General features: G+C 55.3%; 17 protein-coding genes and 1 tRNA gene. 9 read left to right on the forward strand and 9 right to left on the reverse strand.

Translation table 11 applies throughout. From position 1 onward, the window contains the following. Positions 1-121: 121 nt before the first annotated feature. The 4 genes from AEAE_RS02020 (at position 122) to AEAE_RS02035 (ending at position 3124) form a co-directional block, all read left to right on the forward strand. The gene (locus AEAE_RS02020; RefSeq protein ID WP_094689492.1) at positions 122-922 is read left to right on the forward strand and encodes an FtsB family cell division protein; all 801 of its coding nucleotides are present in this window, start codon (positions 122-124) and stop codon (positions 920-922) included. 70 nt (positions 923-992) lie between these two features. Continuing rightward, positions 993-1703, forward strand: coding sequence for a DUF501 domain-containing protein (locus AEAE_RS02025; RefSeq protein ID WP_094690071.1), 711 nt, complete (start codon positions 993-995; stop codon positions 1701-1703). Positions 1704-1935: 232 nt separating this feature from the next. Then, positions 1936-2880: a Ppx/GppA phosphatase family protein gene (locus AEAE_RS02030; protein WP_244569636.1), complete on the forward strand. Its 945-nt coding sequence runs from the start codon at positions 1936-1938 to the stop codon at positions 2878-2880. A 160-nt stretch (positions 2881-3040) separates the two neighbouring features. Then, positions 3041-3124 (forward strand) — tRNA-Leu (locus tag AEAE_RS02035). Between the two features lie 91 nt (positions 3125-3215). Here AEAE_RS02035 and AEAE_RS02040 read toward each other — a convergent pair. Beyond that, a complete protein-coding gene (locus AEAE_RS02040; protein ID WP_094689494.1) occupies positions 3216-3935 on the reverse strand; it encodes a hypothetical protein in 720 nt (239 codons plus the stop codon). Between the two features lie 134 nt (positions 3936-4069). Here AEAE_RS02040 and AEAE_RS02045 point away from each other — a divergent pair, with 134 nt between their 5' ends. Together AEAE_RS02045 and AEAE_RS02050 are read left to right on the forward strand one after the other, a co-directional pair. Continuing rightward, on the forward strand, positions 4070-4486 hold the full coding sequence (locus AEAE_RS02045) for an FKBP-type peptidyl-prolyl cis-trans isomerase (protein ID WP_094689495.1): 417 nt from the start codon (positions 4070-4072) through the stop codon (positions 4484-4486). 65 nt (positions 4487-4551) lie between these two features. Beyond that, complete coding sequence (locus AEAE_RS02050) at positions 4552-5046, forward strand: GreA/GreB family elongation factor (RefSeq protein WP_094689496.1); 495 nt, start codon at positions 4552-4554, stop codon at positions 5044-5046. 166 nt (positions 5047-5212) lie between these two features. Here AEAE_RS02050 and trhA read toward each other — a convergent pair whose 3' ends face one another. After that, complete coding sequence (gene trhA / locus AEAE_RS02055; RefSeq protein ID WP_244569592.1) at positions 5213-6067, reverse strand: PAQR family membrane homeostasis protein TrhA; 855 nt, start codon at positions 6065-6067, stop codon at positions 5213-5215. A gap of 61 nt (positions 6068-6128) precedes the next feature. On the opposite strand from trhA, the gene AEAE_RS02060 reads away from it, so the two are divergent. Continuing rightward, entirely contained in the window at positions 6129-7664 is a 1536-nt protein-coding gene (locus AEAE_RS02060) for a sensor histidine kinase (RefSeq protein WP_094689498.1), read from the forward strand. Here AEAE_RS02060 and AEAE_RS02065 read toward each other — a convergent pair. From AEAE_RS02065 to AEAE_RS02075, 3 genes are all read right to left on the reverse strand, one after another. Next, on the reverse strand, positions 7621-9579 hold the full coding sequence (locus AEAE_RS02065) for an FtsK/SpoIIIE domain-containing protein (protein WP_158520469.1): 1959 nt from the start codon (positions 9577-9579) through the stop codon (positions 7621-7623). The two genes, AEAE_RS02060 and AEAE_RS02065, sit on opposite strands and share 44 nt — an antisense overlap. 254 nt (positions 9580-9833) lie before the next feature. Next, positions 9834-11369: an LCP family protein gene (locus AEAE_RS02070; protein WP_094689500.1), complete on the reverse strand. Its 1536-nt coding sequence runs from the start codon at positions 11367-11369 to the stop codon at positions 9834-9836. A 148-nt stretch (positions 11370-11517) separates the two neighbouring features. Beyond that, on the reverse strand, positions 11518-12999 hold the full coding sequence (locus tag AEAE_RS02075) for an LCP family protein (protein WP_094689501.1): 1482 nt from the start codon (positions 12997-12999) through the stop codon (positions 11518-11520). A 171-nt stretch (positions 13000-13170) separates the two neighbouring features. On the opposite strand from AEAE_RS02075, the gene AEAE_RS02080 reads away from it, so the two are divergent. Together AEAE_RS02080 and AEAE_RS02085 are read left to right on the forward strand one after the other, a co-directional pair. Continuing rightward, the gene (locus tag AEAE_RS02080) at positions 13171-16824 is read left to right on the forward strand and encodes a glycosyltransferase (RefSeq protein WP_094689502.1); all 3654 of its coding nucleotides are present in this window, start codon (positions 13171-13173) and stop codon (positions 16822-16824) included. 1 nt (position 16825) lies between these two features. Further along, positions 16826-18352, forward strand: a complete 1527-nt coding sequence (locus AEAE_RS02085; protein WP_094689503.1) for a DUF5719 family protein — start codon at positions 16826-16828, stop codon at positions 18350-18352. Between the two features lie 93 nt (positions 18353-18445). On the opposite strand, the gene AEAE_RS02090 is transcribed toward AEAE_RS02085, so the two are convergent. From AEAE_RS02090 to AEAE_RS02110, 4 genes are all read right to left on the reverse strand, one after another. Next, complete coding sequence (locus AEAE_RS02090; RefSeq protein ID WP_094689504.1) at positions 18446-18880, reverse strand: metallopeptidase family protein; 435 nt, start codon at positions 18878-18880, stop codon at positions 18446-18448. An 844-nt stretch (positions 18881-19724) separates the two neighbouring features. Continuing rightward, positions 19725-21266 (reverse strand): Y-family DNA polymerase, encoded by a 1542-nt coding sequence (locus tag AEAE_RS02100; RefSeq protein ID WP_244569593.1) that lies wholly within the window; start codon positions 21264-21266, stop codon positions 19725-19727. After that, on the reverse strand, positions 21251-21736 hold the full coding sequence (locus AEAE_RS02105; protein WP_094689506.1) for a LexA family protein: 486 nt from the start codon (positions 21734-21736) through the stop codon (positions 21251-21253). Before AEAE_RS02105 ends, AEAE_RS02100 begins: the two co-directional genes overlap by 16 nt. Positions 21737-21920: 184 nt before the next feature. Further along, positions 21921-22940 carry a sensor histidine kinase gene (locus AEAE_RS02110; protein WP_244569637.1) on the reverse strand — a complete coding sequence of 340 codons (1020 nt, stop codon included), beginning with the start codon at positions 22938-22940 and terminating at the stop codon, positions 21921-21923. Positions 22941-22999: the final 59 nt, after the last annotated feature.

The following is a 22999-nucleotide window of genomic DNA, read 5'->3' on the forward strand; positions in this document are numbered from 1 at the left end:
TAGCTACGCCAGCCCGTGCGGGTTGATGACCGGACGGCGAAGGCTGGACGGTAAAGGGCAGATGGTGGTGGCCGGACGGTGATGACCAGATGAATGAGCGTTACGCGAGAGAGGAGTGAACGTGCCTAGTTTTCGTTCTCATGACTCGAAACGAGAGCCTTCCTCGCGCACTTCCGGTGCTCAGCGTGACCCACGCAACCACACGAGTTCGCGCGACAAGAACAGCTCGCGTAACCACTTGAACTGGCGTAATCAGCGGCAGTCGAATGCGGCACGCAATGTGTCGCCATCGCGCTCCTCATCTGCACTGCGCGACTTCGGCACAAAGCGTGCTTCAGCACAGCGGCCTGTTACTTTTTCTTCAACGTCTCCGAACTCTTCTTCGGCCTTACGCACGTCGAGCTCGACAAATACGAGCCGAAACACCAAAAGAGAGCAGGGAGTAGGCGTCAGAATTCTCCTTCAAACCCTCGCCGTGGTAATCTTGCTGGTCGCCCTCGTTCCTTTTATGGGGACTTTGCGCGACTACAATGCCTCTTCCAGCCAGCTGGTGAGCTTGCAAGATAAAGCGGAAGAGCTGAGTAAGCAGAAGCGAGAACTGGACCTGCAAATCGGGAGATGGGACGATAACAATTACGTCGTCGACCAGGCGAGGACCAGGCTGGGCTTTATTTACCCCGGCGAAGTGAGTGTGCGCGTTATCGGCAAGGAAAAGTACCAGAGCACCGCGACCACCACGGTGAAAACTCAGAATACGGGTAAAGCCAAGAGCGAATGGTATAAGCTGTGGCAGCGCTCGCTTAAGCGTTCCGATAAGGCTGCCTACCGCGATCAGAAGGTTTCTCAGGCAGTTCCGCCTGCGCAACAAGAGCAACAAGAAAAGGACCAGAATGCCAACCGAGGACGAGCTCGCCATGAATGAAGGCTCTGCCGTGAGAAGTGAAATGACTGAGGCTAAGGCTGATCCGGCAACACTTGATCCGGCAACGCTGATGAATGATGTGCCGCACTTGAGCGAAGATGATCTGCGCATCTGCCGTAGCAGAGCTCAGCAGTTACTGGCCGAGAGGGCGAGCCAAGCGGATATTGCCGTCGTCACCGAGCAGTTGGGACGTTACCCGCGTGGATTTATCTCCGTCGCCGCGCGCTGCCAGCAGTGCGGAACACCATTGGTTGTGGCAACTCGACCGCTGATTACCGAGCGCGTCAAGCATCCTACTCCTTTCCCGACCACTTTCTATTTGACGAGCCCGGAGGCCGTGAAGGCAGCGTCGCATTTGGAATCTGCCGGTGTGATGGTTGAGCTGCAGGAGCTGTACGGTGAGGAAGCGACTGCTGGCGAGGCTGCTGCTGCACAAGCTTCGGGTGCAGCTGCTTCAGACGCTGTTGAAACTGCGGATTCTGGCGAGGCGCAGGGTGATAATCTGGAGCGCCACCGCCAGTATGTTTGCGCCCATGAGATGTACCTTGCCGTGAGAAACGAGCTGGCCCGCGAGCTGGGCGACTCGCAGGAGCATATTCTTAACATTTCTGCAGGCGGCATGCCTACCCGCGTCAAGTGCTTGCACGCTCTCGTCGGCCATGCGCTGGCGATGGGTCCGGGCGTGAACCCGGTGGGCGATGAAGCGTTGCACCGTATGAAGCACGAGTTCGACCCTGCGGTGTGCCGTTGCACGCTGAAAGTTGCCGATTTTGAGCGCTAACAAGGTACTCAGTACAGCGAGCCTGTGCAGTGGAGAACGCGCAGTGAAGACGCGCAGTGAGGACGCGCTGTGAGCAACGCAGTTAACAAGTGCGATAACAAGTGAGGAGCAGACGATGACGGAATTGACTGAGCAGGAGCGCGAGTTCGCTCGTGAGGCTGCCGCAACCCCGAGGCCTGAGGGCAGCGTGCGCGTGGCCGGTATCGACTGCGGCACCAACAGCATTCGCCTCATGATCGCCGACGTTGACGAAGCCGGTCTCCACGTTCGCGTGCCGCGCATTATGGACGTGATCCGCCTAGGCCAGGACGTCGACCGCAATCACGCTTTTGCACCGGTTGCTCTCGAGCGTGCTTATGCGTCTGTTGCCCGATTTGCCGAGATTATCAGACTGGCTGGTGGTGTCGATCGCATCCACTTCGTTGCCACTTCGGCTACTCGTGATGCCTCGAACCGTGAAGAGTTTGAAGACGAGGTGGAACGCCTTCTCGGCGCTCGCCCGGAAGTGATCCCGGGCACTCAGGAAGCGCGCTTGAGCTTCCTGGGAGCGACCTCCCATTTGAGTGCTCAGCAGTTGCGCGACAAAGCTCCGTTGCTGGTGGTGGACCTCGGCGGTGGTTCGACTGAAATGGTGCTGGGTGGAACAGGGGAGCAGGCCAGTGAAGTTGCTCAGTCGATCAGCATGAATATAGGTTCGGTGAGGATGAGCGAAAGGCATTTGCTCTCCGACCCGGCCACTGCCGAGCAGATTGCGCAGGCGCAGGACGATATTGATGGCGTTCTGCATGATGCCTTGCGCACTGTTAATCTTGAGAAAACCCGGACGCTCATCGGCGTGTCGGGAACTATTACGACGCTCAGCCTCGCCGCTCAGGGAGAAAAGGTGTATTCGCGCGAGCTGGTCGACGGCGTGCAGGTGAGCATCGAGAACGCGAAGAAGGCTGCTGACATGATTCTGTCGCTTTCCACAAAGGATATGGAGAGCTGGCCGGTCATTCACCCCGGTAGGCGCGACGTTATCGGCGGCGGCGTGCTCGTCTACTCGAGGCTTTTGACGCTGGTCAACGCGCTGACTCGTAAGGCAGGCCATGAGATTACCAGTTACACTGCTTCGGAGCGCGGCTTGCTGGAGGGAATTATTCTTGACGCGGGTCGCAGTATGCTTGCTTCGAGGTGAGCACGAGAAGTAAGTGTTCGAAGTAGTGAGTGCGAGGGTGGTGCGCCCTCTGAGGAGAGGCACGCTACTCTCGCGCAAAGTTGAGGCGACACAGTGTTTTACTCTGCACGGCTTTGGCATACAATAAGTGAGGCTTGTCGTAAGTAGCGCTTGTCGCTTTGCTCCGGTGGCGGAATGGTAGACGCAGCGGGCTTAAACCCCGCGGTCCGTTGAGGACATGTGGGTTCGATACCCATCCGGAGTACTACATATCCGTCGGGTGTTCTGTGACACTGATCGAGTGTCGCGAGGACTTCTCGCGCTCTTTTCTTCCCGTTCTCTCGCCTTGAACTCTTTCAGTGCAAGAGCATGAAAAGCATCAGCGAAATGATAATCACAATCACCAGGGCGATCGGTACAACCCACGACGAAGCTTTCATCCTCTGATTGTGCTTGTCGAAAGCTTTCTGCACTTCCTGCGGAACTTCAGATCGAACCTGCTCATACTGCAAGCTCGCACGCTGAATCGCACCCTTCTGAGCGCGGGCATACTCCAAGTTTTTCTTTGCCTGCTCGATATCCTGCGTGGAGTTAATCACTGCTGTCACGTTCTGATTAAGCTCGGTCAGCGCCTTCTCATGCTCAGTAATATTTGACTGCGTATGCTGGCCCATCTCTCGCACTTGACGCGAAAACTCCTGTGCCGCACCCTCCTCTTGGGAACCGGCATTCACCTTCACCTCGGTGGAACCGTTAGTCAACATCAACACCAGAGTCTCACCGGAAGTCTGGATAGTGGATGTTACGGCTGAGCTCAGCGGCATCTGCACATCTTCTGCTGCCACATGGTCGCGATAGAGGCGAGCGGTTTCGAACTGGGCAACGGGGGAGTTCCACCGCTTCTTCTCATCTTCGAGAGCAGCCTTCGCCTTGTCGACAGCTTTAGCGTGCTGCTTGGAAACGCGATTAAAAGAATCTTCTGCAGCTTTCACGTTGCGATCGTACTCGTTGCGAGCCTGTTCTACTGAATTCCATGCTTGTTCCAAACGCAACATCTGAGGAGATTTCTCAGCCATGCTTCCCACCTTCTGCCTGTAAGCCTTTTGCTTACAGTTTACGCTTGTTGCGCTCAATTGGGCGGCCGCACCGGTAACATAGAGCCGGTAACCCGCGAGCTATGTGCTCAGCGGCAAAAGCATAAGGAGTAAACATGAGTGAAGCACAGATGCCAGTGGTCACTGGTGGCTTCGGCGAAATGCCAACCATTTCCTTCCCACAGGCTGAGGCTCCAGCAGGTTTGAAGGCTGTCGAGCTGGTGGAAGGCGACGGCCCAGTCGTGCGCCCTGGTGACATGGTCACTGTGAACTATCACGGTGTCGTGTGGGGTTCTGACGTCCCCTTCGATTCTTCTTTCAACCGTCATCAGCCAGCAACCTTCGGCATTGGCATTGGCCAGGTCATTAAGGGTTGGGATAACACCGTTCCTGGCCACAACGTTGGTTCTCGTCTCGTGGTTTCCATCCCAGCCGAGTATGGCTACGGTTCGCGTGGCATCCCGTCTGCTGGCATTCCTGGCGGCGCCACTTTGGTGTTCGTCGTTGACATTGTGTCGACTACTTCTCGCTGATAATCTCAAAATTTCTTGAGATTACCACTGCCGAGAGTTCGGCGTATTTCCTATAAAGGAGTGATATGGCAGAGGATAAGATCTATCTGCTGACTCAGGACGCTTACGATGAGATGCGTAAGGAGCTCGAGCATCGTCAGGGCCCATTGCGCGAAGAGATCGTTCAGAAGATCTCCGCTGCGCGCGCTGAGGGCGATTTGTCCGAGAACGGCGGTTACCACGCTGCTCGTGAGGCACAGGCGAAGAATGAGGGTCGAATCAACGAGTTGATCGTCAAGTTGCGCGACTCGAAGATTATCACCCCTCCTGAGGCAGGCACCGTGGGCAATGGCACTCTGGTCACTTTGAAGATTGGCTCGATGGAAGGCAAGTACTTGGTGGGTTCTCATGACCTGTCTATTGCTACTTCCGAGCAGATTATCAGCCCACAGTCTCCGATTGGCCAGGCTGTAATGGATCATCACACGGGTGATACTGTCACTTACACTGCACCAACAGGCCGTGAGATTCAGGCTACGATTGTGGATGCTCAGCCTTACAAGGCTCAGCAGTCTCAGTGACTAGCGCACAGCGCTTGAACATTCATAGAAGGGTCGGATTGCATTGCAGTCCGACCCTTTTTTATAGCCGTAGGAGGGTGTTACAAGCGCAGGAGAGCGTTACAGTCGCGCGATAGCGTACAGTCCGCTACAGTCAGCAACAGGGTGTTACAGGCACAGGAGACTCCTACAGGCGCAGCAGGACGAAGAAGATTGCCACCATATGGCATGCATATGCCAGCGTCGTGCACGTGTGAAAAATCTCGTGGAAGCCGTAGACGCGCGGCCAGGGGTCAGGCCAGCGTTTGCCATAGACCACAGCGCCGAGAATATACGTCAAGCCACCGGAGACAATCAACCACACCACAACCGGGCCTGCTGCAGGAGCAACCCACAGCGCGGGGATAAATAGGCCACCGGAGACGCCGAAAATGACGTAGACCAGCGTATAGAGCCAGCGTGGTGCGTTGATAAAGATCACGTGCAGGATGATGGCAGCCGCCGTCGCCACCCACAAAGCGGTGAGGGCAATGTGGCGCACGGAAGCAGGCAAAGCGAAGCTGATCGGTGTGAAAGTTCCCACAATGAGCAGGAAAATATTAACATGGTCGATGCGGCGTAGAATGTCTGTCACCTTCTCATTCCAGTCGCCAATATGGTAGACGGCAGAGTTGGCGAACAGGATGAGCGAGCAGATCATATACACTGCACACGCCCATTTCATCGCTGGCCCATGCGCTAGGCTGATCGCTACAATGCCGCCGGCGAGAGCCAGGGGAGCAGTGCCCGCGTGAATCCAACCACGCATCGCTGGTTTCGGCCTTCCGTGAACATCCAGCCGAACTTTCTTCCACGGGTAAGGCCCTTCCTTGATAGCGCCGACTCGCATGCCATGCTTGTACATTTTCTTCTCTCGGCGGGCCACGCGCTTGAGGTATTTCCACTGCGCTTTGGCCTCATCGGCACGCCTCTGAGCTGCCAGAGGGTCGAGCGTGTGCTCTAGCTCAGGGTTTGGCATATTCGGTGTGTTTTTCTCGCTCATTCTCATCCTTTTTCCGCTTGTCCACCACAATAGCGCTAGGCCAGCGAATACCATGGAGATTATGGCCGAATTTGCTCGAATTATTAAGGACGCACCAAACCTCGACGACTCTGACCGTGATTGCTTGCACAGGCTCGTTGCTGACTGGCAAGTGATCGCTGACCTGGGATACATGGACCTTCAGCTGGTCATTCCCGTCGCCGACGGCCACTTCATTTACGCCGGTCAGTGCCGCCCGTCCACTGGTGTGTCCATTCGACCAGACGACTTGGTGGGCCACCTTGTCGATTCTGATATGCGCGCCTTGCTCATGCGCGCTATGGGTTCGCATGATATTTTCCGCTCTCGCCAAGAAGAAAAGGATGATCACGACGATTACTACGATGACGAGGATGAAGAGCGCGATACCACTCCTCGCATCTGCGACACTTTCGCCGGAATTTGGCACAACGGGCGTGCGATCGGCGTTCTGATTCGAGAAACCAACCTCAACACGCGCGGTATTGCTGGCCGCTACGAGCGCGAGGGAATCACTGCAGCCAAAGCCCTCTTCAGCATGGTTTCGCGCGGCGAGTTCCCCTACTCTGTCGCTGTGAACAAGCAAAGGCATAACCCTCGAGTTTCTGATGGTTTCACTGTGCTGGATTCGCATGGCGTCATCAACTGCTCTTCGCCTAATGCCATCTCCTGCTTGCGCCGCTTGGGTTTTGTCAACGAGCTGGAAGGCCGCGGTTTTGACGATGTGATCCGCGAACTGCTGGGCGATAACAAGGAAGCCATTCAGCAGATGCAGCCGATTTACTCGGGTATGGAACCTGCGGATACCACCTTGGAAGTCAACGGTTCTGCTATTGCTTTCCGCACTTTGCCGTTGAACGGACCGCGTGGTCACTTTGGTGCCGTCATTCTCTACCGTGATATTACTGAGCTTCGCCGTCGTGACGAGCAGCTGAAGACCAAGGATGCCACGATTTCTGAGATTCACCATCGTGTGAAAAATAACTTGCAGTCGGTTTCTGCTCTGCTGCGCCTTCAAGCCAGGCGCACGAAGAATGACGTGGTGAAGCGCGCGCTTTTTGAAGCTCAGAGGCGTGTGCAAGCTATCGCTATGGTTCACGAGTCTTTGTCGCAATCGGCCGATGAGATGGTTGATTTTGACGCTGTGTTGCATGAACTGTTGCGCATGACTATCGACGTGGAAGCGCGTTCGGATCAGCATATTTCCCTCGTTTTTGAGGGCAAGTTCGGTAAGATGCCTTCGCAAGATGCAACCCCGCTTTCTCTGGTGCTGAACGAGCTGGTGACAAACTGTGTGGAGCACGGTTTTGAAGGACGCACCTCGGGTACGATCACGGTTTCCGTGGCGCGCTGGAAGAACGACCTGAACATTAGCGTGGAAGACGACGGCATTGGCCTGGAGGCAAGCCAGCAGATGGAGCACGATGACGGTGAATCAGGCTTAGGCACCCAGATTGTCAATACGTTTATTTCTTCCGACTTCGGAGGAACGGTGACGAGGAGTTCCAAGCCTGAAGGTGGCACGCGCGTGGACCTTACGGTGACATTGCGTGCAGCTCAGAACGCGGAGCGCATCTAGGCTGTTTTGACCGTTGCGCCGAGTCGGCATTGCTCTCGAACGACGGTGACGGTGATGAGCTCAGTACTTTGCTGCGCGCGGTTTCGTCCATGCGGTAGCACTGAACGGTAAGCTGCTGCGCGCCTGTCATTAGCACAGCGCGGCCGGGACATGTGTAATCTGCAGCTTCCCATTCCTGCACTGCTGGGCGTGATAATCCGGCGAGAGCATCACTAGTGGGCTCGCCCGTGGGAAAGTAAATCACCGTAGCAAATTGCTCAGCTCGGCGCACATATTTCGCACTGGTCAAGCACATTACGGTCCTCAGTTTCGGATTGTGCAGTTCTTCCCGGATTATCAGCGCGTCTGAATTAGTGGGATCCAACAGTTGGTCAGCGTCATCACGCCAGCGCACAGTAAAAGCTGATGAGTCATCAGCAGTGGTAATCTCAGGGTTTTCTTGCGATGAGCGGGCTTCCTCGTATTGGGTGCGCAAGAGGGTGAGCAGGTTGGTTTTACCTCTGCCATGCCCGCCCACTATAGCGATGTTGCCGTGAGTGAGGTCGACACAAGCAGGTAGCAGCGCAGTCCCACTATCCTGAAGGCCAAGAGCAAGCTGGTGCACAGTTGTAGAGAGATCGAGAGAACTGGAAGGGACGCTCAGTGGGGTTGGGGGAAGGCTGAGCGAGGTTGAAGGGACACCCCAGGGGATATTGCGGGGCAAAGGTGCAGAAAAGAGCTCCTGAACAGGAGTATTTTCCATAAACTGCGCAGCGAGAGAACAGTGGTGAACCACAGCAGCACACGAATCGAGATGCGGCGCATGGAAAAGCTGAGGGCCTTGACCATACTCCACAATGCCTAAGCCAGGAACGCTCGGCAGGTGGGCCGTATCCGGCACACCCACGAGGTCAGTCGATTGCATGCTATCGCGCAAACGCAAACACACGAGCAGGGAGAGGTTCGCTCGCATATCCGTGCTCAACTGGCCTAGGGGTGACTGAGTGGCCAAAATCAGGTGCATGCCTAAAGATCGGCCCTGGGAGGCAATCCTGGTGAGGCGCTGCACGTAGTCGGGCAACTGGTTTTTCAGCGCTGTGAACTCATCCACCACAATAATCAGGTGTGCTGGAGGCGAGCTGAGCTGAGTGATCTGCGAAACGTGATGATGGGCAACGAGCTGCTCTCGGCGATGCAGCTCTTCTTCGATTGCGCGCAGAGCTCGCTTCGCATGGGCAATCGAGAGGTCGGATACGCAACCGCGAGCATGAGGCAGATGCTTTAAATCATTGAAAGTAGCTCCGCCTTTGAAGTCGAGGAAGATGAACTGCACACGCTCAGGGCTATTGCGTAACGCTAAGCTTGCACACCAGCTTTGTAAGAGAACAGATTTGCCCGAGCCGGTCGTTCCTGCGATGAGCACATGCGGGCCATGCTGGCCAAGGTCTACGGTGAGCTCATCGAGCTGGGCAGTAGGGTAGAGCAGCGTTGAGCCGAGAGGAACACGAAGATCTACCGCAGGAGTGAGCTGAACACTGCCATCAGGCAGGAAGGAAGAATCACGTAGCCAGTAGCGCAGAATTGATCGCCAGTCGGGTGATGTGAGCTGCGCTGGCATGAAGGAAGTGAAAGGCTGCGATGCTGCGAACATACTGGTGTGCGCGTTCGCGTTACTAGGAGCGGTAGCGAGCAACTCCACCTGATGGTGGATCCACGTTTTCTCATCTTCCACTTGCGGCTCATGGGTGTGAGAGGGCTGCTCTTCGCTGAAAGTTGCTGCATCTTTCTTTCTGATAATCTCGGTGAGAACGGAAGTCAGGCTTAAGGCTGCGTTAGCGATACTCATGACCAAGAATGGGATATTCCCTGCCCACCAGGCGATGCCTACCATGGCAAACTGTGCGAGCAGAGGCAAGAAGCGCAGAAAAGCGAGCAATCGAGTGAGTGCAAGTTGCCGCGCAGAAGTGCCAGAGCGGCGTGTTTCAGCAGGAGAAGGTCCTGCAGCGACAGGCGAGCGTCGCGCAAGGGTCGGAGAGCGTCGCGCAGAAGTACAAGAGCCTGTGGCAGCAGCACAAGGGCCTCGGTCAGCTGCACGAGTGCAGTGTGAGAGGTGGTGGAGTGACATGCCTCCATCACAACGCACCAGTCACGCGCGAACAGGATTTTTCAGAAAATGTGGAAAACTTTCGCTCAGATGATGCCGCCCACAACGCCCGGCTCTTCTTCGCCATTGATAATCTTGGCAAACAAAGTGAGGGAAGCCTCCGAGTTGAGCAACACCGTCGAACCGATGCCGTCGACGTAATAACCCATCGACTTGACCACCGGCAAGCCAGTGATACCGTTCGGGCCGGTCGCTTCACGGAAAGCCAAAGCCATCTGCGCCAAGTTGAACGGATTCATTGAATTATCAACGGTGAGCGAATCGAGGCCAGCGCCCGCCACCGAGAAGAGCTTATGCGGGTTGAAAATCGTCGACGGGGACATGGTCTGCTTGGCAATAGCAGCAACAACCTGACGTTGACGCTTCGTACGGCCAAAATCACCCATCGGGTCGGAGTAGCGCATACGCGAGAAGGAGAGAGCCTGTTCGCCATTCACCGTGTGGCAGCCAGCAGTCCACTTCATACCCGAGTTTGCGTCATCAACATTTTGGTCGTAGCACAAATTCACGCCGCCCAAAGCATCGACAACATTTTGTACGCCGGAGAAGCCGATCTTGACCACATGGTCGACCTTGATGTGAGAAATACTCTCCACCTGGGCAGACAATGCCGGCCAACCGTACTTTTCTGCTATAGCGTTGATCTTCATATCCACATCGTCTTGAGTGACCAAAGTGTCGCGAGGAATGGAAATGAGAGCTGCGCGGCCAGAAGCCGGCTTGATTAACAGCATGATCGTGTCGGTACGCTCGCCAGGAACAGAATCTTCAGCGCCAGTGCCGCGAGCACCGTCGCGCACATCGGAACCGAGGATCAGCCAAGTATGAGCAGAATCGTCGGCGCGCGAGCTCAAAGCGTCAAAGCGCTTCGGCTTGGAATTTGCCCAGAAGTACACTCCCGCGCAGAAAATCAGAATGAGCACGAGCAGAACTGCCAGAACGCGCAAAAATATATGCCGCTTGGGGCGAGCTTTCGTGAGAGCCTCACCCGCTGGGTTGCCCGAGTGAGGGTCGAGGGGTGCGTGCGGGCCGCGAGGAGAGCGTGGTTCGAAGGAAGGATGCTGGCTGTCAGCAAAGCGAGAGCCTTGAGCGGCACGAGAACCTTGAGCGGCACGAGAATTACGCGGCGCAAAAGAAGGTGCGGGCTGATAATCTCGGCGCGAAGAGGGAGCAAAAGAAGGGTAATCGCCGCCGCGAGCCTGTGGTGCGCGGGAGTAAGGGTCAGAGGAGAAGCGAGCCTGCGAGTTACGAGCCTGTGCCTGCTGGTACTGACGAGGCTGAGGCTGAGCAGAATTGACCTGACGCGGAGCTTGCGGGTTGCGCTGAGGCTGAGAATAGCGGCTAGCTTGAGGATTGCGGCCAGCCTGAGACGTGCGCTGGGCCTGCGGGTTTCCTGCGCGCTGAGAGTTCTGAATGTGGTGGAAATTCTGAACATTCGAACCCTGCTGACCTGAGTTGTGCGCGTAAGAGCCATCAGCGCGCTGAGCAGCAGAAGAGGGGCGAGGCCGAGAATTATGGGGAGTAAAGCTTGGCGGTACGAAATCATCATCAAAAGCGGCCACAATATCTCCCTTCTCGTCCTCTCCCTTTGTAGAACATTGCGCGAGGGCAGGAGGCGCACTAGCGCGAGAATTTGCTGTTTCTTCGCAATCGGAAAGGCTCGGTCTGTGAATCTGGGCAGCACAAACCACCCAGATTATCAGCGCGCTATCACAGCTTGTCTGCAGGAATTCCGCAGATCGTGTGGTTCAGGTAGCGGTCAGCGATGCCCATGAAGCTTCCTGTCTGCGCATCACGAATCACGCCCGTCTCCGGGTCAACCACACCGCCTGTGCGAGGGTCAACCAAAGAGCCATCCGACTGGGAAATCAAGCCAGTGATCGGGTCAGGCTTCGCAGCGTTCTGCTCGGACTGCTGGTCGGAAGAATCCGTCGACTCCGAGGAGTTCGAAGAGTTCGAAGACGTGTCAGAAGAATTGTCCGAAGAAGTAGACTTGTCAGCCTCACTCTTGCTCTGAGCGCTTTCCTGAGCGAGCTGATCGGCCTGCGTTTGCGCATCAGCGGAGAGGTCAACGTTAATTGGCTTACCAGCGCGCATCAGCTCCCACAGAGTTTTTGCCGCATCCGAGAACACCACACGGTTCGGGTCACTCGGGGCCGTCATAATTGGGGCAGTGCGCGAGTAGAGGTTCGAAACAGAGAAGTGACGCATCGAGTAAGCCAAGCCAGTCAGTGTTCCCAGCTGGCCCAAACCAGAGCTCATCGTCAGTGACTCCAGTGCAGACTTAGCGAAACCATAGAGCTCGTTGACGTTGAGAAGAATATTCTTCTGCTTGATCTGGCGCAGCAGCTGCTTGATCAAATACTGCTGACGAGCAGTACGGCCAATATCGGAACCATCGCCAATGCCGTGGCGAATACGAGCGAACATGGTGCCCGACGTTCCATCCAGATGGTCCAAGCCCTTGTTCAAACGCAAACCGGTGTACTCATCATTCACGTTTTCAGCGATGCACACGTCCACACCACCGATGGCATCGATCATCTTCCTCATACCAGCGAAGTCGACAACGATGAACTGGTCAAGGTGAATTCCCGTGAGCGACTCCACAGCAGCCATCGCGCAGGTTGCTGCGCCCGAGAGGCCATCCCTGTTGTAGCCGTAGGCGAAGATGGAGTTGAACATCACGTTGTAGCGCGCAGGAATCGTGCCCTTGCTGGTAGTGCAGGCAGGAACATCGACCAAAGTATCGCGCGGAATAGAAACCAAATTCACATAAGAGCGGTCTGCAGAAATCTGGGCGATCATCGTCGTATCGGCGTTATGCTCGCCGCCTTCCGTCTTGTTACCCAGAGTGGAATTCTCAGCGCCATCGCGCGAATCCTGACCCATCACCAACAGATTGATCGGCTTGCCAGAGTTCGGGTCCAGAATCTCGGTTTCAGCCTTCTTCGTCTTTTGGGAAGTAATGATGACGGAGCGGGATGTGATCGTGCTGTTAATCTCGGAATACACTGCAGCACCAGCAGTGGCGACGAAAGCGAAAAGGGCAATGAACAGGCACAAAATTGCACGCAACACCACGCGGCGATTGGTGAAAACTGTTGCATGCAGGGGTTGGTTAGAGGGGGTGTGGGCCAAGTTGGGAATTGCTCGCCCCGACCTCGGAGCACCGTGTTTACTATTTGCCATATGCCCCGTCTTTCGTCTCAAAGCGTACAAAACAATATTTACAGTCTAGTCCACTCTCAAACTTTTGCACATTCGTGCTGCTTTCTCGCTACAGTGGGACGTGTGGGAAAGAATACGGTGAGCAATACGACAGAAGAAGCCCATTTGGCGCTGCGAGGAGATGATGTATCAATGAAGAGTTCAGTCACGCAGCACGGTGCCTCCTCAACTGACAATTTGCAACATCTGCACACCCCAGCCACGGCTGCCGCGCGCAATTCGGCCTCTTCGCAGGTCTCCTCGCAGGCTGCCACCGCGGGCTCCACCACAAAGGAAGCTAAGCCGGCCACTCTTGCCAGCATCACCCGAGACGTGAGGGAGATAGCCCAGCTCGCCCGTCGCATTATGAGCGGACCGGTGAGAAGCCTGAGCGAAACCATGACCTCGGTGACGGCTGTCAATGCCAAAGGCGCTGGCCCCATCGTCGTTTCGGATGTGTGCGCGATTATCACCGTCGAGCGTGACGCCCGCTTCTTCAAACAGACGCTGGAATCCGTCCTTTCTCAGTCCGTCTTGCCTTCCCAGATTGTCATTGCGTGCCAAACAGGGGAGAGCCTCACATCGCTCGCCGCTTACCGACCAGCACGAGCCCAAGTCGGCCCTCAAGCTCAAGCTGGCGCTCAAGTCGACAACCAAGCCGACGCTCAAACCTCCGCTCAAGCTCAAGCCAGCGCCGCCGCTCAAGCCGACTCCTCCATCGCTACTGCAACTGCGGACTACATCTCCGTCGGTCCCGTTCAAATCACTGTTCTTCCTGTCGAAGGTGCAAAGAGCTTCGGCGACGCCATTTCCCAAGTGTTGCGCGCCCAAGTTGTCGACCCTTCCATCGCCCGCCTCTGGCTGTTGCACGACGACTCTCGAGCAGCGGACAGCACCACTCTGTTTCGCATGGTCACCGCCGACGCCAAGCAGCCCGGCGTTCAACTGTGGGGTGCTAAACAGCTGGACTGGAAGGGTGAAACCCTCCACGACGTGGGCTCTTTCACTGACCGCTGGAATCGGCGTGCCAGCCTCGTCGTCGACGGGGAAGAAGACCAAGGCCAGTACGATCGCCGCTTGAACGTGTACAGCGTTTCCCTCGCCGGCGCGCTGGTCCACCTCACTGCGTGGAATAAGGTTCGCGGCACGCGCCCGTGGTACGGTTTCGACGAATCAGTAGACCTTTCTCGCCGCATGTGGCGTGCCGGCTTCCAAGTCGGCGTTGTTCCTCAGGCGCGCATCGCTCACCGTCGTGCCCGTTTTGAAGGCATTCGTAGCCTTCGTGGCCAGGCTCTGACGCACCCTCGCTCGAGCGCGTGGCAGCAGGTGGTTGCTCGCGACAAGATCCGCATTTCCGCCACTCCGCTCCTTCTCGCTCCTTTCGCATGGTTGGGCTCGATTCTCGTTTCGCTCTTCTTGTTCCTCGGCTTGCTGTTTTCCAAGAAGCCGTGGCAGGCGGTGTGCGAGCTCCTGGCTCCGTGGGCCGCACTCGTGCGCACACCTGTTGGCCTCTACCAGCGCACTCAGCTCAGGCTTGCTGGCCAGGGTGGTTCGCATTTCACTGCTTTGCGCGCCACCACCTCTCAGCTTCATGATTGGCATACTCGCCAACGCATTTTCCGCGATGCCCAGTCCCGCCCGGCGCGTAATCCGCTTGAGGCGATGCATCTGAAGACTTTGACTCATCGTCGCCTGCGCTGGGAGTTTGCTCTCGCCCTCGTAGGTATTGTTGCCACCGCCTTGGTGAACCGCTCGTCGCTGGCAGCTCTCTTCTCCGGCAATTCCTTGTCTTCCGTATGGTGGCCGGCAACTTCTGCCTCCACCGCGCACATCTTGCATGTGGCTTCTACTCCGTGGACCTATAGCTTGGGTATGGGTGCTGCTGCCGCTCCTCTTCCTTTCGCTTGGGACCTTCTGGTGATCTCTCTGCTGGGTGGTGGGCATCTCGCCATTGGTTTGACGGTGTTCTGGCTGCTCGCTCCTGCTGGTGCGATGCTCATGATGTTTGCCCTTGCTGGCACGGTTTCGCGTTCGAATTCCGTGCGTTTCAGTGCCGGTCTGCTCTGGGGTGCGCTCCTGCTGGCTACTGGCATTGTGTTTACTGGTGATGTGGCGATGCTGATGGTGTGGCTGATGCTTCCGGCCACTCTGTACTCGCTGTTGCGCGCGATTGGCTTCTATGCGGTTGACCAGCCGAAGAAGGCTCACTCTTCTGTTCAGTTCGCTGCTATTGCTGGGCTTTGTGGTGCGGCAGCCGTTCTTGCTCAGCCGCAGCTTTTGCTGGTCTTCCTTTTGTTGGTGCTGGTGTTCTTGGTTTTGGCTCGCTCGCATCGCTTGATGGTGTTGCTTCTGCCGCTGCCTGCTGTGGTGATGAGTGCGCCGACGTGGTTGAGCGCGTTTGACCTGGCTGAGCTGACTGGCTTGTCCTCGCAGCAGCTTCCCCTCTCGAGTAGTTTTGCTCAGTTGTTTGGCTCGGCACTTTTGCCGTACACGCACACTCAGCTTTTTGCTCACCCTCCTGTTGCGCTGTTCACCGTTATGGATGGCTTTGCTGCCGGTTTGGGTTCGGCTTCCTCGTGGTCGGCATTTCTCAAGATTGTCATTGCGCTTGTTGCCATTCTTTCCTGCATTGTGCTTGCCATGGCGGTGATCTCGCTGTTTGTTACGCGCTCTTTGCGCCTGTCTCGCTTGTCGTGGATGCTCATGCTGTTGGGCTCGGCTCTTGCCGCTTTTTCTGCAACGCAGACGATTGGTGTGACGACGGATGTTTTGGCTCTTCAGCGCGCAGGCTCTGGTTCCGTTTCGCCGTTTGTTCAAGGCTCGGTTCTCCCAGGATTATCAGTGCTGCTTTTAGGCCTGGTGTTGGCTGCAATCTGTGTGGCGGGTGTTCGCGATCACACGTTTGTGGGTTTGCTGGAAGTGGATACTGCTACGGGTGACGAGGTGGATGTTTCCTCTCATGCGGGTGTTTCTTCGGTGGCTTCTCGCGCTTCTGTTTTGCCGCGGCATGTTCTTGCTCCTGACCTTTTGAAGCAGATGAGTTTGACGCAGTCGGAACTTTCCGCTCGTTACGCGTCTACTGTTGAGGATGCTCGCCGCAAGCAGCGTCCTGTTCGCATTCTCCACTCCCTGATTTCCACTGTGTTGGTGGTGACGGCGCTGAGTTTGACGCTGGTTTCGGCTGTTCAGGCTGGCATGCTGAACAAGGTGAGCACGACGGGTTCTCTGCTTCCTTTGGTGGGTGTGGCTGATTTGCAGGAGCATCCTCGCCAGCGTGTGTTGGTTTTGCGTGTGGCTGATGAGTCGAGTGTGCAATACACGGTGATGTCTTCTGCTGCAGGCGATGTGCTTGACCGTAATGTGAATGCGGATGTTATTGCTGCGCATCGCAGCAATGCTGAGCAGGAGAAGCTGAATTCTTTGGCTGCTAATCTCTTGTCAGAAAATGCTCCTCAGGCTTTGGCGCAGTTGGAGAAGCTGGGCTTTATCGGCATTTTCGTGGTGCCGTCGCATTCTACGGATGCGGGCGTGGTGCAGGCGCATGCCATGTTGGCTTCTCATGTTGCTGGTTCGGATCAGAGCAATACGGTGGTCAATAATCAGGCTGGCTTGTATGTGCGTTTGCTTTCTTCGACGACGCAGAGTGTGGATGGTGCGCAAAGCTTCAATACTGTTGAGGTTCCTGTCGGGGGTGAGGTGCGTGCCTCGCGTTCGCCTTTGCGCATTGTGTGGCTGATTGCGATTGCTGTTCTTGTTGTGGTGTGGCTGTTGTTGGCGCTTCCGAAGCGTCGTTCGGTGAAGGAGTGATATGAGGGCTGTAACTCGTCGTATTATCACCGTCAGTTCTGCTGTCGTGCTGTTGGCTGCAGGCATTGGTGCGTGTGTTTTGCCTACGTCTCCTCTTCACGTGGGGGATGCTTCTGCGGTGACGAAGTCGCATTTTCAGAATGTTGCTCCGAGCCAGTCGTCGTGTTGGTTGCCTTCCGGGGTGGGGCTTGCTGATTCGGTGAGCTATGGTGATCAGGAGTTTTCTGCTTCGAATGGCAACTTGGCGGTCAGTTCTGCTGCTGCTGCTTTTGGTGCGGTGGCTTCTACTCAGTCGTCTGCTTTGGATTCAACGGATTTGAAGGATTGGGCTTCTGCTGAGTTTGGTGCTTCTACGGGTGAGCTTGCTGAGCGTGTGATGCATTCGGATTTGAGTTCGGCGACGACTGGTACTGGTTTGAGTACGTCGACTGTTTCGCAGGCTTCTACAGGTGATGTTCAAGGATTATCAGCGACGAGTTGCGTGTCTGCTCGCCGTGATTTCACTTTCTTGGTTCCTTCGACTCAGCGGGGGCATAACGAGATTGTTGAAGTGGTGAACCCGAGTGGTAAGCCGACGGCGATTAGTGTGGATTTGTGGACGGAGAAGGGTGAGTCTGCTTCTCAGACGTCTTCTCGTATTTCTGTTGCTCCGCGTTCTCTGGCTCGTATTGATTTGTCTGCTGCTGCGGGCCGTCATGATGCTCTTCGTGTGCGTTTGTCGAGTTCGGTGGCATCGGTGTATGCGTATGTGAAGTCGCAGGCTTCTCAAAAGCTCGCTTCGCAGGGTGTGGATTATATTTCGCAACCGAGTGTGGCTTCTTCTCGCCTTGCTATTGCTGGTGTGCGCGAGGGGCTTGCTACTTCGCTGGTGCTGTATTCACCTCTTCAGCAGCGTATTCATATTTCTTGGCTTGCTCAGGGTAAGCCTGCTGCTCAGGCTGATTCGGTAACGCTGGGTGCTGAGCATGTAACTGTGATCGACTTGAAGAATGCTCCTGCCGGGGTTTCTGGACTTCTTGTTTCCACTGATGCACAGAGTTCCAAGGCCACTCAAGCTGTGGTGGAAGCGATGGCTGTGCAGAGCGTGTCCAGCTCGGGTAATCAGCAAGATTACGTTCCTCTTCCTGCTCAGCTTCCTGTGACTTCTGCGGCGAGTGTGCGTGTTGATAATCTGAACTCTCGTTTTAGCTTGGCTAATTCTTCTGATTCTGCTGTAACTGTCACGCTGGCTCAGTTTGATGACAAGCATCAGCAGGTGAAGAGTGATACGGTGAGCATTCCTGCTCTGTCTTCACGGCTGATGGATGATAAGTGGCTTCAAAGCTCTACTCGTTCCGTGGTGCTCACTCAGCAGCTGGATAAGAAGCAGCCTCAGGCGGGTGTGACTTTCACTCAACAGGTGACGTCTCCTGCGCTGGATTCTGCACATGTGGCTGGTATTGCTGCTTTGTTGTCGACGAGTTTGGTTCCTGTTTCTCAGAAGGTGACTGTGGTGAGGAGCCCTGCTGCAGCCTCACTCACGCGCTAACCTTTTCTCCCTCAAATGTGCGGCTTGACTCGTTGCTGCTTGTGCTCGCTCTTGTGTGAGCGTGCCTATTAGCTCTTGTGTGAGCGGTTGTGTTTAGCGCCAGTCTCCGGTGTAACCAGGGTCGATTTCTTCGGGGCTCATGCCGCTGAGCTCGGAAATTCTTTTGACCAGTTCGTCGCGAATCATCATCTGCAAATCATGCTTGTCAATAGCGCGGTTGAGCAGTGGCCTGCGAAACAGCATGATGCGTGCAGGTTTTCCATGTTCTGCCGGGTAGGCGAGTGACCGCAGTGCCTGCTGATCTTCCCACGGCAGGGGATCGGTGGGAGCAATGTCAGTGACAGCGAACTGGATGGAGTTGATCATATCCGGCCATGCGGTGCGCAGGCGCTTGAGTTGACCGACGGCGAGCGCATCAAAGATGGCGGAGCGCTTGCGATATTGTGGTCGCCAGATTCCGGTGAGAACTCCGCGTTCTCCGCGTCCGTGCCGGTCACGGTAAATGGGTCGTTCCCATGCTTCACTCATCGTTACGCTCCTGCTTTCGTTTTCCACATTCACTCTAGAAGGATGCCTCAACGTCATTTTCGTGGTGTGCTCGACCTATGACGTATTCACTTCTTCGCGAGATTGACTACTTGCTCGCACCTCGAGGCTGTGCAGGCTGTTTACAACCTGACTGCGTGCTGTGCCATACCTGCCAGCAGCAGTTGGATAGGTGGGTTGAGCGTGATTTTCCCTCTTCACTTATTTGCTTAGGAGCGCTCTTCTCCTGTGCTCGCTATCAGGGACCTGTTCGCCACGCCATCCTCACGTGGAAGGATCATGGCGATAGGGAAGTGACGCAGTATTTTGCTTCTGCGTTAGCGCGGCTTATTCTTCGTACTCTTCGCGTCACTGGAGTTTCGCCTGATAACCCTCTTGTGTTGATTCCTGCTCCGAGTTCTCGCTCTTCTCTTCGCGAGCGCGGATGGTACCCGATGCGTGAGCTCTGTACTCAGCTTGCTGCTCTCCTTTCCTCTTATGGTTTTCATGTTCACGTGTGTTGCGCTCTTCACCAGAAGAGGGGCTCGCATAAGTCAGTGACGGGTAGTGTGAGGCAGCGGCAATCAAAGTCGCGAACCTATCAGATTAATCGGCGTCAGCTGCAGTTCCTGTTTGACGCGCAGGCATTGTGCTCGCCGTCTTTGTCGTTGTCGTCATCGTCGTCACCATCTTCTGGATCTTCTTCACAGTCTTTATCGCGGTCTCCTTTCGTCATGGTGATTGATGATATTTGCACTACAGGGTCTACGGTGGTGGGCTGTATTCGCAGCCTTCGCCAAGCTGGCGTCCCTGTGCATGCGGCTTTCACGCTGGCCTCAGTGTCGGGCTAGTTCGCTTTAACGACCATCATCTCATCCCAGCGAGTAGTACTGCGAGAAGAGAGCATGGCGCGCTTCATATTCCAGCTCGCACCTACTTCCTCTTTAGCTCGGCCAGTTCCTCGCACACCGCCATAACCGATGCCAATGCTGTGGTCACCATAACGACGGTTGATGGAGTCGAGCAGCTGGCCAATGTGGGAATCATCACGTTGAGCTTTGAACTGTTCGAAGGGGTGATATTCGCTCGAGGGGATGAGCCCGGAGAGGAGCACTCCTGCGCGAATGAAACGAGTGGACGGGTCAATTGCAGGCAGAAGCTCATGGGTGATGAACTTCACAATATAGAGAGGATCATCAGAAGGAGTAGGCAAGGTGCGAATGGTGAGGGGAAGAGGAACTCCTCCTTCATCAGGGTTGTAGGGCGAAATGCCGGCGAAAATTCCCACGCTGGTAGCGAGGCCATTCTGTCGGCGTAAACGACGGCAAGCATCTTGTGTGTAGACGCTGAAAGCCTGACAGAGAGTATCACGACCAGTGATGGGATGACCGAACATGCGCGAGCATAGAATTTGATCTTTTCGAGCACCGGTTGTGGCACTGACTTCATCTTCAATGCAAGCGATACCGCGCAATTCCAACACTGTTCGCTGTAAGAGCACAGAGAAGCGATGGCGAATAGCATTCGGGTCTTGCTGGGAGAGGTCCCACGCGCTGATAATGCCCATACTGCTCAGCTTGCGAGTGAGACGATGGCCAACTCCCCACACTTCGTCAATGGGAACGCTTTGTAAAAGCCTGCGTTGAGAATCAGCATCAAACTGATCCCAGGTACCGATATGCGCCGTGCCATTGCCATGCTTCACCCAGTGGTTCACTATTTTGGCGAGAGTTTTTGTCGGTGCAATGCCAATGGAGAGGGGAATCCCCACACCTTGCCACACGGCTTGGCGCATGCGGTGAGTTTGAAGAAGAGCATCGTGCAAGGGCAGGCGCGTTTCGAGGAAGCATTCGTCGATGGAATACACCTCTTGGTGTTCGAAGAACTCGTGCATGACGTTCATCATGCGAGCAGAAATACTGCCGTACAGCTCGTAATTGGAACTGCGAGCAACAGCACCATGTTCGAAGGCTGTCTCTCTGATTTGAAACCAGGGGACGCCTTGAGGAATATACGGTTTAGCCTCTGCTGTGCGCGTGACAACACAGCCGTCGTTATTGGAGAGCACGAGAACAGGCTTGTGCGCGAGCTCAGGGTGGAAAACGCGCTCGCAGGAGGCGTAGAAGCTATCAGCGTCGGCAAGAATATAACGGCGAGTGCTTGTAGAGAACACAGCACCATTGATGTTCACTGTGTTGTTCTGCTCAACCAGAGCAGGAATGCTGCTACTCTCCGGGGCTGCACCTGTTGCAGAAGCTGGGCGTCGCTCGGTGATGCGCTGCTCGCCGGGTCGTTGCTGGGTGGCGCACTGCTCGTGAGTACGGGAAGAGGAAAGCAGGGGAGAGCTTTCCCACGTGTGTACCGTGCCAAAAGTCATGCTGGTCGCCATGAGGAATCCTTTCGAGACAAGAAGTGATAGTTGCCAATAACCACTCCCCAGATCAGAAAATCTTGAAGATCACTGATGGCAATATTGGGGTATCGCGGGTTCTCCGGGTGTAAGTAGGGCGGAACTCCAGGTTGGGCGATGAGGCGTTTGACGGTGAGTTCACCATCCAAAGCGGCGATAACAATGTCAGAATCTTCCGCATCTAAGGCGCGGTCAACGAGGAGAAGGTCGCCGTCGAAAATACCTGCTCCTTGCATGGAATCTCCTGCGACGCGCACAGCATAGGTTGTGGCAGGGTGGGTGATGATGTTCTCGTCAAAGGAGAAGTCAGAGAAAAAATAATCCTGAGCAACGGAGGGGAAACCTGCATGAACGGCTTCCAGTGCTTCGGGTATCGGCCGTGGCGCGCGATGCAGCGAAGTAATAGAGAGGACATGCGTTTCTTCAGGTGAACTACTGTGCTTGTTCATATCGGCTCCTTTCTCACTCGAACTTCGAACATTTGTTCTATATCTGATTTTTCTCACGTCGTGCGACAAGTGAAAACGAGTGGTGAGCAGGTAGCCTGAGGAGGACTAACTATGAAAAAGCGCGGAATGACAGCCTTTTGAGGAGGCCATCACCCGCGCTGATAATCTTTGGAAATTAAAATTCCTACGCAACTTTTTCGGAGGTATCGTTTTCCTGGTGAATGCGAGGCAAACGAATTTCAAAATTCGCTCCACGAGGATCATCAACGACACGTACACTACCACCATGAAGGCGAGCAGCCCAGCGAGCAATAGACAAACCTAAGCCCGTACCGCCCGATGAGGTTCCTGGCCGGTGTTCTCCCTGAGCGAAACGCCTAAAGATGGTCTCGCGCTGAGCAGGGTCAATATATGAGCCAAAGTTCACCACATTAGTGACAATCTCATCGCCACGCGCCTCATAATGCGTGTCAATCAAAATATGCGTGTCATCAGGAGAGTGCTTCAACGCATTGTTAATGATATTGGTGAAAAGCTGGCTCAAACGTTGACGATCGCCCTCAATATCGAGATCCGGCGGCACATGCATCTCAATTTCGTGGTTATGCGAGGCGTCGGCAATCTCCAAAGGCTCGACCACCTCGTCCAAAAAATCGGCCATCGAGAAGGTCTGCACGTCCAAGCTGGCAGCACCCGCCTCCATGCGCGACAAATCCAAAAGGAAGGCAATGAGGTCAGAAAGGCGGTGAGTTTGCGTGACGATGACCTCAAGATTAGCAGGGCTCGCCTCAACAACACCGTCAGCCATATTCTCCGCCTGCGCTTGCATCACTGCCACCGGAGTGCGCAACTCATGAGAAACGTTGGCAATCATGTCCTTACGCATCTGGTCCGCATGCTCCAGCTCTTCGCTCATACGGTTGAAACTGATGGCAAGCTCACCCACTTCATCGGTGCTCGTCGGCTCAACACGAGTGTGATAGTTGCCTTGAGCCATATTCTCTGCAGCATCGCGAATTTGAGTGAGAGAGTACGTGAGGTAACGGGCAAAATAATGGCCGATGACAGCGAAAACGATCATCACGATCGGCAGGGAAATCCAGCCTGATAATCCTATGCGGCTCATCACCCAAGCAATGCAGAAGCTGATAGTTGCCGTAGAAACGAGCAAAAGCAAGATTTTGGCAGCCAAAGTAGTGTGCATAGGAAGCCACTCGTTGCGATGAGCACGGTTGAGCTCGGCCTGGTAGATGCGCGTAGAAT

The sequence above is a fragment of the Aeriscardovia aeriphila genome (assembly GCF_002259595.1).
Classification (GTDB): Bacteria; Actinomycetota; Actinomycetes; order Actinomycetales; family Bifidobacteriaceae; genus Aeriscardovia; species Aeriscardovia aeriphila.